Below are 11,903 nucleotides of genomic sequence, written 5' to 3'. Positions count from 1 at the left end.
ATTGGAATTCAAAGAAGGATTAACTTTTGACGACGTTCTTCTTGTACCCAAATATTCAGATATTACAAGTAGGAGTCAAACCGATCTAACTACAAAATTATCTCGAAATATCTCAATTAACATTCCTTTTGTGAGTGCAAATATGGATACAGTAACAGAGTCTACCATGGCTGTAGTCATGGCTCGTGCTGGTGGTATTGGAATAATTCACAGATTTTTGACAATTGAAGAACAAGCACACGAAGTTCTCAAAGTAAAACGTTCAGGAAGTATAATGATTGAAAACCCATATTCTATTACTTCTGACAAGAGTGTTCAAGATGCTATTGATTATGCCAATGACATGGAAATTTCTGGTCTTTTAGTAGTTGACTCAAATTCTAAACTAATAGGAATCATAACTGAGCGAGATCTACTATTTGCTGATCCTAAACTTCGAATTGAGGATATTATGACTAAAGATGTTGTAACTGCAAAATTTGGCGTTTCTCTAGATGAGTCTAAAGAAATTCTGCATAAACATAGAATTGAAAAATTACCAATAATTGATGATTCAGGACTTATCAAAGGATTGATTACAAGTAAAGACATTACAAATAATGCGGATTTTCCAAACGCATCAAAAGATAAGAAAGGTAGTCCATTAGTTGGGGCAGCAGTTGGTGTAAAAGGTGACTTTTTAGAAAGAAGTGAATCTCTTTTAGAAGCAGGTGCAGATGTACTTGTCGTAGATATTGCACACGGTCATAGTGAAAATGCAATGAGTACAATTCGTAACATCAAAAAAGCATTTCCAAACTGTGAACTAATTGCAGGAAACATTGCAACTGCTCAAGGTGCTGAAGATTTAATCAAAGCAGGAGTTGATGCAGTAAAGGTTGGTGTAGGCTCTGGCTCTATTTGTATTACTAGAGTTATTACTGGTTCGGGTGTTCCACAATTGACTGCAGTGATGGATTGCGCAAAAGTTGGAAAGGAATACGGCATTCCAATAATTTCTGATGGTGGTACACGAACTTCTGGTGATGCAACAAAGGCATTAGCTTCTGGTGCTTCATCTGTAATGATTGGTAGCATGCTAGGAGGTACTGATGAATCACCTGGCACAGTTTTGACTAAAAATGGAAAACGTTTCAAAGTTTATCGTGGAATGGCTTCTTTAGCTGCATCAATTGGTAGAAAATCCAAAGAAACAGGATTAATCTCACTTGATGATGATCTTAATGATTATGTCGCAGAAGGAGTTGAAGCCATGGTCCCTTACAAAGGCACCGTTACTGATATTCTCAAGCAACTGACTGGTGGAGTACGTTCTGGTTTGAGTTATTGTGGTGCACATACAATTACACAAATGCAAGAAAATGCAGAATTTATCAAAATGTCAAGAGCTGGATTTGCAGAAAGTCAACCTCATGATGTTTCTTTGATGTAGTAAACCATCGACTCTCAGGCCAATCATGAAGAATGGCATAACTTGCGCTATGGAAATAATTTCATATAACGTCTACGCGGCCCCATAAACGTATTATTTAAATACTAATTTATTATGTTAATATTATGCATAATTCCAAATTATCTGCTTCATTGTTTGTTTTAACATCTGTTTTGTTTACTATTGGCTTTGTTCCATATCTGACTCTAGATGCCTTTGCAGCACAACCAACGATTTCTGCCTATGTTGCAAACGACCCTGATGATGCAGACACTGTTTTTAGTGCTGGTGATACTCTCACAATTACCACAAATATAGCAACAAATGCTACAGTTGGTGCTGTTACTTCTGCAGCTTTTGTAACTGGTAATTTTACATTTGCATCACCTGATCCTCTTGCCTCTCTAACATTTACAACAGATTGGACTGCTGAATGGACTAATAATCAAAACCTAGTGATTACTTTTATCAATATCAATAACGTACCAGTTGTAGGCGCTTCTACTGTAGATGTATCAGGAACAAATAGTATTGGTGATTTGATAACTGAGGATCCTGATCCTGGAATGGCAGCTGGATCACAAACTCTATCTGGAGACTTTGGATTATTCGTTGCTGCCACTGTTACTACTAATGGAGGTAGCGGATGTAACGGTGACTGCGAAGAACCAACATTGGGAGTTGACAATGACGGAAGAAGAATAGTTGATAATGGTTTTACATACAATGGCAATCCTATTGATGTTGAGCGATACTTTACACCATATCCACTAGTGACTGTTAATGTAGGAAAACAAAACGTTGCTGAATTCAAAATTTATGAAAATCTGGGCCCTGACAAAATATCCCATTTTGAGTTGGCATTTGGTCTTGCAAAAGGGGAATCCATTGGAATGAGCAAAGCAGTAATTAACTGGGATAAGACCTTTGATGGTATTGAAACAGTCACATTAGATGATCCTGAAAATGTACTAGATAAAATCAGCGTCACTACCTCAGAAGGTTATTGCTCAGACGAGTCCCAAACAAAATGCCTCATTGTCAAAGTAGCGCATACTTTCAGAGCACCACTTGACTTTAACATTCTTGGAACCAATGTCTGGGATGCAGAACATAACGCATGGCAAAACTATTACAATCATGGAATTGAAGTAGTTGGACCATCAATGAATCCACCAAAAGAATATGATGGAATCAACAAAGGTCACATATACCACTTGACTGAAACAAGCAAAACTAGTGCAGTCGATGAGTTTGGTAATTCTTGGTCACTAAAATATGATCAATGGGAAATGGATTATGTTTTACCTGACAAAATACAAGATCCTCCAACTCAGATTATGACTAGATTGCATTCAGACTTCACAAAATACAAAGAAGATCAAATCCCTAATGCGATTGAACAATTGCTTGTGCTATGTCCTACCTGTCTAACATCTTATGCTGATTTTGAAGATTCATTTAGCTTTGAATTACCTGAAAGAATCAACAAACTAGACAATCCTGAGATACAGTCGAAGATGAAATTTGAATCTGAAAGGGCTCAACAAGTAATAGAGCATTTACTTGCTCCCTCATTACATCACCAACAATAAGATGTTTTAAATCGCTATTATTTTTTCTAGTTCTAATAATTAGTGAATCATAATCCTATACATCTATGTAAAAGTCTGTCTTTGCTAGCATCAAAAGAATGTTCGTAAAGGAGGTAAGATCCAGGAATAGACTCAACATGATTCAAGAATTGATACTGAAACTATCGCTGTACAACAAATTTGTGACAGCATAACCTGACAGGAGAATTAGTAGAAAGTGTGGAATTATTTGTATTTGTGCGACAGAGCAGGTTAAATGTAGATAATTTTTTAAGCGGTATTCAAGGTTGTTATTTTATGTTATCTAAGAGAACTATAATCGGAATAATTGTAGGAAGTGTAATTATTGCAATCGGTGGATATTCTCTAATTTCATCAATAGGATTCCAAACAGTAAATGTAAACGAAACCTTTGATGTTGGAAAATCTACTTCATATCAAATTTCTGCAAATACTGGAGCCTCACAACATATGAAAATTACTGGTGAAAAATTTAATCTAAAATTATCTAGTCCTGGTTCAGGATTGCAAATCCCAACAGAAGGTGATTCATTTGTTACTCATGAAAAAGAAGTAATTGTTGATTGGATTCATTTAGAAGATGGTGTTACTAGAATCCAACTTCAAAATCTTGGTTCTACTGAAATGACTGTTGAAGCAAAACTGAATGTTACAACTGATCCAATTCTATTTTCTTATCATTTTATTGTAATTATTTCTGGAATGATAATAATTGGATTTAGTATGGGTTTTACCATCAGAAAACCAAAAGGATTTTAGCTTAGTTTTGCAGAAGGATAAGAACCTAAAATTTTCAGAAACAGAGTATCTTGTTTTATCTTTTCGAGCATTTCTAAAATCTTTGAATCCTCCTTATGTCCTTCAAAATCTACATAGAAATTATATTCCCATGTGTTTGTTTTTGTTGGTCTTGATTCAATCTTTGTGAGATTGACATTTTTTTTGTGAAAATTCTCTATGATTCTAAATAATGAGCCTGGCTCATGCTTTATAGAAAAAATTATTGATGTCTTGTCATTGCCTGTTTTGGAACTATTTGTTTTTGACAAGATTAAAAATCTGGTATAATTATTTAGATTATTTGCAATATTGTTTGAAACAATGGGCATTTGATAAATTTCTGCTGCATCCTTGCTAGCAATGGATGCACAATTTCTATTGTTTAATTCTTTAACAATTTTTACACTTCCAGCAGTATCATATGCTGGAATTGTTTTCATATTGTGCTCTTCGATAAATTTTCTACACTGACCTAAAGCTTGTGGATGTGAATAAACTGTATCAATTTCATCTAATGTACCAATTCCAATTAAACAGTGCTCTATTCTATGATAAATCTCTCCTATTGCATTTAGATCTGTTAAATACAATAAATCATAACTTTCCCCCACACTCCCTTCTAGTGAATTCTCTATGGGTAAAATTGCATATTCTGTTTTATTCATAGATGTATTTTCTAATACTTCGGCAAATGTAGCTAGCGGAATGGTGTCAATTTCTTTGTTAAAAAATGCTCTTGCAGCAGCTTCACTATATGCCCCTCGTTCACCTTGGAACGAAACCTGAATCATTTCTTACTCTCTCAACTTTATGAAATCACTATTGCCAAAATCAGAAGAAAGTTTTCTCTCATCAATCCATGCACATTCTGTACATTTTATAGCATCACGCATTGGAACAACTTTTCCTCCACATTTTCTACATTTTGTGAATAGAATTCCCAAATCTGGTTCATTAATTGCTGCATGAATTGTACCATTAAGATGATTCAGAATTTTTAATTTTACTATGTCATTAACCAGAGCCACATTTCTTATTCTCAAGTTTCGCGTTGAACAAACACATTCTACTTTTGATGTAGTTGGTTTTCCATTAATGTAATCAATTGAAACTGCAATCATAGATGACATTACTGCTGCAACTGTTCCAATAATGATGTCCCCTACTTGAGGAATTGATAGAAGTTTTGGATGCTTAATGTTGGCAGTACGCGTTTCCTTGTCAATGTCTTTCTCGCCTACAGTTGCTGCTCTGACCATGTCTCCATCATCAAAGGTGTTGTGCCCAGCCTCGTATTCTTCAATAGAAGCTATTTTGTCCCCTGGAAATGTTGCGTTTTCAGACATGCTGAGATTTTTGTTTTTATGATTATAATTGTTTGTGGTCTGAAATTACTTTGTCTGTTATCCTGAAATTACTTGGTAAATCATATATCTTCAAAAATCTCAAAAAAATCATGAAAGCCCTAGTATATGATGAATATACTACTGATGATGATTTTTCTAAAATCTTAAAAATTAAAGAAATACCATTACCTAAACCAAAATCTAACGAAGTAATCTTCAAAGTAAAAGCGGCAGCGCTAAACTATGATGATATTTGGGGTATGAGAGGCAAACCGTTGGAAATACCATTACCTCACATTTCTGGAACAGATGCTGCAGGCGAAGTAGTTGAAGTTGGCAGTGATGTAAAAAACATCAAGGTTGGTGATAGAATAGTATCCCATGGAAATATGTCTTGCAGAGTTTGTAAAGCATGCACTGATGGACGAGAATATGATTGTAGAAAGCGAGCAATATGGGGTTTTGAAACAGGCCCGCTTTGGGGTGGATATTGTGAATTTGCCCATCTTCCAGAAGTTAACGTTGTAAAAATTCCAGAAAGTGTTTCATTTGATGAGGCAGCAGCTGCATCAATGACATTGTTGACATCGTGGCATATGCTAGTTGGCAGGGCAAAAATTCAACCTGGACAATTAGTTTTGATAATGGGTGGCAGTTCAGGTGTTGGAAATTATGGAATCCAAATTGCAAAACTATTTGGATGTACTGTAATTGCAACTGCTAGCCCTGATAAATTAGATCAACTATTAGAACTTGGAGCAGACTTTGCTGTAGACCATAGAAAAGAGGATTGGCATAAAAAAGTAAGATCAATTGCAAAAAAAATTCCAAAACAGTATGGAGATGTTCCTGGTATTGATGTAATTTTTGAACACATTGGTGGCTCTCACTGGAATAAAGAACTAACACTACTAAATTATGGTGGAACCATTGTCACAACTGGTGCAACTACAGGATATGATGCAAAAACTGATCTACGTCATATTTTCTTTAAAGGGATTAACATTTTAGGCTCAACTCAAGGAACTAGAGCTGAATTGGAACAGGGTCTCTATTGGATGTCACAAGGAAAAATAAAATCTATAATTGATTCAGTATACTCTTTAGAGCAGGCAGCAGAGGCTCACACAAAAATGCTTACAGGTAAAGGACTTTTTGGGAAAATCATCCTGAAACCAAATTCTGATTGAAAATGTCCGATCCAAAAATAAATTCAATTTTGGATGAGGGAAATAGATTATTTTTACAGGGAAAATTAAAAGAAGCAATTTTATATTATGATGAAATTTTAAATGAAAATCCATTACACCTTAGTTCCCTTAACAATAAGGGGTATGCACTAAGTAAACTCAAGGATTTTGATAATGCTATGAAATGTTATGATTCTGCATTACAAATATGCCCTGATGATCTTTCAGTATTGGTAAACAAAATTTCATCATTTCGTAAACTAGGAAATTTCATTGAAGCATTGTATTTATGTGATAAAATTCTAAAGAATAACCCAAAATACAACATTGCATTATACCATAAGGAACGAATTTTGTTTTCCATGGAAAAATTTGATGAATCCATATCCTGTTGTAACAGTATATTGCATGATTATCCTGATAATGGTGATGTATTGTTTGATAAATCCTGTAATCTTGTAATGCTCTCAAAAATAGATGAGGCACTTGATCTACTTGAGCGTGCAATATCTCAGGGATTACAATACAAAATCAAGGCAAAAAAATCAAAATACTTTGAAAAATTATCTGGCAATTCTAGATTCAAAAATCTAATAATATAATTACAGCCAGTGGGGAATTTCTAGATATTCTTCGATACTTTCATTTCGTAAAATTTTAAGAAGCGCATTTGCTTGTGGTGTGGATAAAACTGGCTTGTCAAACTGATTATCTGTAGATATTCTTGGACATGCGACTTGAACAAATGCATCAATTCCTTTAAGATTTTGTAATCTGTCATTAGTAATGTCAGTTAATCCAAATAACTGCACTTTCTTTCCTTCTTTTTCCAATTCTTTTTTGATTTTCAAAGCAAATACTTTGGATAGCTGACCTTCTTTGAGTCCAACAATCACTCCAAATGTTTTAGCTTCAGCTGCTTTGTATATTGCAAGAGTTGCTTTCTTTTTTAATTTCTGAGCAAATTCAGTAATTTCTCTTACTTCGTTAAAGTAAGGATCTAAAATGTATGTAGGCAAATTAGTAGATAATGCAATTCCTGCTGCATGAAAATTACTTTGTCCTAAAAACACATAGGCATCTACTTCTTTTTTTAGTTGTGATGCAGGATAAAACTCACAACCAAATACTTGACCGTCGTTTAATTGCCCTTTACCTTTTCCAATTTTGACTTTGATTCCATTCTCTGTTAAAATTTTTTCAACTTTGTCTACTTGGTGTAAATGTTGGCTATCTGTAACTAATGAAATGGTTTTACCTTTCAATATTTCTGGGCATTTTTTTGCAACACTGTCAAACTCTACATCATCAAATGCATCAATTAAAACAAGATTTTTTTCTAGTGATTCTGTGTTAATTGTGTGTCCTATGTTGAATTGAATTTCTGCTCCAAGAACTTTGGAGCCATTTGTATTTAGATCACATGTTCCCCATGTGGTATCTGCTAAAACATAAGCTGGAATTCCAAATTTCTCTGAGATTTTCATTGCAGTTTCCTGAACTTGTGGTAAAATTCCGTCTGGACCATTTAATGAAACTGATGCTGGATTTTTATTCTCAATTTCTTTGAAAATCCTCTCTTCATCTATTATGATCAATTCAGCTTGGAATATGACTTTATTAATTTAAATCAACTGAACCGTGCAACAACTAAAAATGTCTTAATTATCAAAATGAATTGTGAAAAAAGAAACTATTCTAAATATTGGATTTGATGATACTGATTCACCAAAGGGAATGTGTACTACATTTCTAGCCTACAAAATTGTTGATTTACTTCAAAAACAGAAAACTGAATTTCTTGATTTTCCAAGATTAATCCGATTCAATCCTAACATCCCGTGGAAAACTAGAGGTAATGGTGCAGTGTCCATAAAAATCAAGACAAAAAATCCATCAAATGTAAAACAACAAGTAAAAAATCTTGTTTCAAAGTATTCTGATGTTAAAAATGGCGCAAATCCTGGATTAGTATTTTTTGAAAGTGATTCAATTCCATCTGATTTTATTGATTTTAGTAATTTAGCTTTATGGAGATTAATTAATAGAAATAATGCAAAAAAATTTGCTAAAAAAAATAACCTTGAATTTTTTTACAAAGGTAATGGTCAAGGATTAGTAGGGGCTATTGGTGCAATAGGGTATGATTTTCATGATCACACATTAGAACTTTTGAGTTATCGTAAAAAATCAAAATTTGGAAAGGAACGAAAAATTTCTAGTAATAGTGTAAAAGTTATGCAAGAAAAAACTTTTCCGAATACGTTTAACAGTTTTGATACAAAGAAAGGACGAATTCTAATTACTCCACATGGACCTGATCCTGTTTTCTATGGTGTCCGAGGAGAAAATGTCGATTCACTGCTTTATGCAACTAAGATTCTAAAAAGTGAAGAAAAGTTAGATGGATACATGATATTCAAATCAAACCAGGGAACCGGAGATCATTTGAAAAATGAATTGAATTTTGAAAACATGTTGCCTTATGCTTCAGGAAAAATCACTGGAATGGTATCCAATACTCCTAAAATTGTTAAAGGAGGACACGTATTTTTCAAAATTAATTCAAATAACCATGAATTTTGGTGCGCCGTTTACAAAGAAACAGGAATCAATACTGTTGCTTCACACTTGATTAAAGGAGATAAGATTTGTGTGGGAGGTGGAGTTAGAAAGGCATCAAAAAATTTTCCACGAATAATTAATCTTGAATTTGTTGAAATTATCCATCTTGAAAAAAACCTTTCAACGTCAAATCCATTTTGTAAAAAATGTAATAAAAAAATGAAGTCCAAAGGCAAGAATCAAGGATTTCAGTGTATACGTTGTGGCAAAAAAGCAACAAGTAAAACTAGTAATGAAATTTCAAGAAAAATCAAAAAACAACTGTATGTTCCAAAAATATCTGCACATAGACATCTAACTAGACCTTTGCAACGAGTAGGTATAATCAACAAATCCACAAAATTTGATAAATCTCTTTTATGGTTTTGCGTTTATAGAAACTAAGTAGCGGGGAGTAGACTTTCAGGAGATTAACTCCATTTGAACTACTGAACTGCGGGTTATGAGCCCGCCGGGATGACCTAGCCCTAATTAGTCTGGCTTCCCCACCCCGCTGAACATAAATGAAGTTCAGCCGTATATACGCTTTATCAAATTCTTGAAAGTAATTAATAGGATTTGAAAAGATTACTTTTTTGTGGATAAAAAAATTCAAATCATTGCAATTGTTGGTGCTATAATATTTTCAGTATTGGTTTTGACATCGCCTTCTGATCCTATACCATTACCAAAACCCACTTTGAATTCTCAAAATGATTTTGTAACTATTTTAGCTGAAAATCTTGACAAACCTCGTGCAATTGCAATTTCAGACAATAGAGTTTTTGTAACTGAAAAAGATGGATTCATCAGAGTTATTGAAGATGGAAATCTATTAGAATCACCACTTGCTGCATTTCGTCCTGCAAATGTTTTTGATGGTGGATTACTAGGCATTGCACTCCATCCAGATTTTTCAACTAATCATTACATCTATGTATTTTTGACATATGAAGAGGATGGAAAACTATGGAATAAAATTCTGCGAATTACTGAATCAGAAAATAAATTGCAAGATGCCAAAACAATATTTGATAAAATTCCTGGATCTTCATTTACTAATGGAGGTTTTATAAAATTTGGGCCTGACAGAAAATTATATGTTGGTACTGGAACGGTTTCAGATGCATCACATCTTCCCCAGGAACTTGATTCTTTATCCGGAAAAATTTTAAGATTAAATGATGATGGAACAATTCCTGTTGATAATCCATTTTCTAATTCACCTGTTTTCTCTTTAGGACACAGAAATCCTCAAGGAATGACTTGGGATAATGATGGTAACATGTTTGTGGCAGAATTTGGACCTGAAAAAAATGATGAAATCAATATTATTCAAGCAGGAAAAAACTACGGTTGGCCTAAACAGCAATGCTCAGGTGATGAAACTTTTGAAGATGCCATCATCTGCTATGATCCAAGTATAGAGCCTGGAGGTATCTTGTTTTATTCTGGCGACAAACTTGATTTTGAATTTCCATTTATTATGGCCTCCATGAGATCTGCCAATCTCTATCAGGTAGATTTTGAGCAGGGACTAAGTTCCCAAAAATCTATTCTTAGTGGAATTGGGCGAGTTCGTGATGTAGTTGAGGGAAATGACGGAAGTCTTTATGTAATTACTTCAAATACTGACGGAAAAGGTTTTCCAGATAGAATGGATGATAAATTATTGAGGATATTGAAATAAGGTTCTGTCAAGTTATAGTGACATAAAAATACTATATGAGTATTACACTATAACCTGTAATAATTTAACATAGTATACATGAGTTAATAATGCTGCATACTAAATGTGTTTGGCAGTTCCATGACAAAAGGGAAGAACTGGCAGATGTCTTTAATTATTTCAGATTGTGTACAAATGAGGCTATTCGTATCTCAGATGAAAAAAATCTAACTTCACGCAATACAATGCACCACGAACTGTATGAACATCTCAGGAATAATTCACAATATTATGCAAAATATGTTCATGGCTCCATATCTGTTGCAAAGGCAAGACTCAAACTATACCGTGCAACCAAAAAGAAAAAACCAAATGCAAACAGACCATACATGAAAAGAAACATGATAACACTTGACAATCAAACATACAAAATAATTGACAACCATTTAAGATTCCCAATCAGGGCAAAACAGTACATCTACATCAAACTTGCATCATATGTACTGCAAAAACTAGAATCTGCAAAACTCGGCTCAATAACAGTAACCCCTGAAAAACTAGTCATTTCATACTCCATGGAGATACAACAAAAGAATCCACACTCGTATGTAGGAATTGATAGGAATCTGGACAATGCAACGTCCTTTGATACAAACAACAAGTTCATGATATACAATCTAAAAAAGACAAATGATATCAAGCAGAAATATAGGCAGGTCAAATCTCACTTTAAAAGAAATGATGCAAGGATTAGAAAGAAATTATTCACAAAATACGGCAAGAAGGAGAAAAACAGAGTACATCAACTGCTTCATAATGTCTCAAAGAGGATCACATCACAGAATCAGGGAATCATTCTAGAAGACATAAAAGGAATCAGAAAATTGTATCGTAAGGGAAACGGTCAGGGTAAAAAACATCGTGGTAAAATGAACACATGGAGTTTTTATGAATTGCAGAGACAGATAGAATACAAAGCTAAATGGAATGGGTTGCCCGTTCAGTATGTAAAGGCACATGGCACATCATCAAAGTGTGCGGTATGTGGGATAAAACTAGTACCCGAAGAGCACCGAGTGATGAGATGTACCGTGTGCAAAATTCTTATCGACAGGGATGAGAATGCAGCCAAAAACATTTTGGCCAGAGGGTTGAGGTTCGGCCCCAACGCACCGCAAGTTGAAGCAATGAAGCAGTTCCAAGATGCAGAGTCGATTGTGGCGAGTCAGGAAGATGGACAAATAATTAATATCCCTATGACTTGAC

11 protein-coding genes and 1 tRNA gene are annotated in these 11,903 nt (G+C 34.3%); 8 read left to right on the top strand and 4 right to left on the bottom strand.

All coding sequences use genetic code 11. The features are described 5' to 3' along the window. Nucleotide 1 precedes the first annotated feature (1 nt). The 3 genes from guaB (at nt 2) to C5F50_RS11750 (ending at nt 3,807) form a co-directional block, all read left to right on the top strand. Nucleotides 2–1,432, top strand: coding sequence for an IMP dehydrogenase (gene guaB, locus C5F50_RS11760; protein WP_179371498.1), 1,431 nt, complete (start codon nt 2–4; stop codon nt 1,430–1,432). 125 nt (nt 1,433–1,557) lie between these two features. Next, nucleotides 1,558–3,027 carry a hypothetical protein gene (locus C5F50_RS11755; protein WP_179371497.1) on the top strand — a complete coding sequence of 490 codons (1,470 nt, stop codon included), beginning with the start codon at nt 1,558–1,560 and terminating at the stop codon, nt 3,025–3,027. 297 nt (nt 3,028–3,324) lie between these two features. Continuing rightward, complete coding sequence (locus C5F50_RS11750) at nt 3,325–3,807, top strand: hypothetical protein (protein ID WP_179371496.1); 483 nt, start codon at nt 3,325–3,327, stop codon at nt 3,805–3,807. Here C5F50_RS11750 and pheA read toward each other — a convergent pair. Next, entirely contained in the window at nt 3,804–4,619 is an 816-nt protein-coding gene (pheA, locus tag C5F50_RS11745) for a prephenate dehydratase (protein ID WP_179371495.1), read from the bottom strand. The two genes, C5F50_RS11750 and pheA, sit on opposite strands and share 4 nt — an antisense overlap. Before the next feature lie 3 nt (nt 4,620–4,622). Further along, on the bottom strand, nt 4,623–5,174 hold the full coding sequence (locus tag C5F50_RS11740) for an exosome complex RNA-binding protein Csl4 (protein ID WP_179371494.1): 552 nt from the start codon (nt 5,172–5,174) through the stop codon (nt 4,623–4,625). A 110-nt stretch (nt 5,175–5,284) separates the two neighbouring features. Between C5F50_RS11740 and C5F50_RS11735 the strand changes: the two genes are divergently transcribed. Further along, nucleotides 5,285–6,364, top strand: a complete 1,080-nt coding sequence (locus C5F50_RS11735) for a zinc-binding dehydrogenase (protein ID WP_179371493.1) — start codon at nt 5,285–5,287, stop codon at nt 6,362–6,364. Nucleotides 6,365–6,366: 2 nt separating this feature from the next. After that, the gene (locus tag C5F50_RS11730; RefSeq protein ID WP_179371492.1) at nt 6,367–6,966 is read left to right on the top strand and encodes a tetratricopeptide repeat protein; all 600 of its coding nucleotides are present in this window, start codon (nt 6,367–6,369) and stop codon (nt 6,964–6,966) included. Here C5F50_RS11730 and dph2 read toward each other — a convergent pair whose 3' ends face one another. After that, complete coding sequence (dph2, locus tag C5F50_RS11725) at nt 6,967–7,962, bottom strand: diphthamide biosynthesis enzyme Dph2 (protein ID WP_179371491.1); 996 nt, start codon at nt 7,960–7,962, stop codon at nt 6,967–6,969. Between the two features lie 82 nt (nt 7,963–8,044). On the opposite strand from dph2, the gene C5F50_RS11720 reads away from it, so the two are divergent. Continuing rightward, a complete protein-coding gene (locus tag C5F50_RS11720) occupies nt 8,045–9,373 on the top strand; it encodes a tRNA(Ile)(2)-agmatinylcytidine synthase (RefSeq protein ID WP_179371490.1) in 1,329 nt (442 codons plus the stop codon). 1 nt (nt 9,374) lies between these two features. Here C5F50_RS11720 and C5F50_RS11715 read toward each other — a convergent pair. Then, nucleotides 9,375–9,484, bottom strand: a tRNA-Met gene (locus tag C5F50_RS11715). Between the two features lie 82 nt (nt 9,485–9,566). Here C5F50_RS11715 and C5F50_RS11710 point away from each other — a divergent pair. Continuing rightward, nucleotides 9,567–10,658: a PQQ-dependent sugar dehydrogenase gene (locus C5F50_RS11710; protein ID WP_179371489.1), complete on the top strand. Its 1,092-nt coding sequence runs from the start codon at nt 9,567–9,569 to the stop codon at nt 10,656–10,658. Between the two features lie 89 nt (nt 10,659–10,747). Continuing rightward, nucleotides 10,748–11,902, top strand: coding sequence for an RNA-guided endonuclease InsQ/TnpB family protein (locus C5F50_RS11705; protein ID WP_179371488.1), 1,155 nt, complete (start codon nt 10,748–10,750; stop codon nt 11,900–11,902). The last annotated feature ends 1 nt before the right edge of the window (nt 11,903 follow it).

It is taken from the genome of Nitrosopumilus ureiphilus, from assembly GCF_013407185.1.
In the GTDB taxonomy this organism is placed as follows: Archaea; Thermoproteota; Nitrososphaeria; order Nitrososphaerales; family Nitrosopumilaceae; genus Nitrosopumilus; species Nitrosopumilus ureiphilus.
This window is presented reverse-complemented; position numbering and strand designations above follow the sequence as displayed.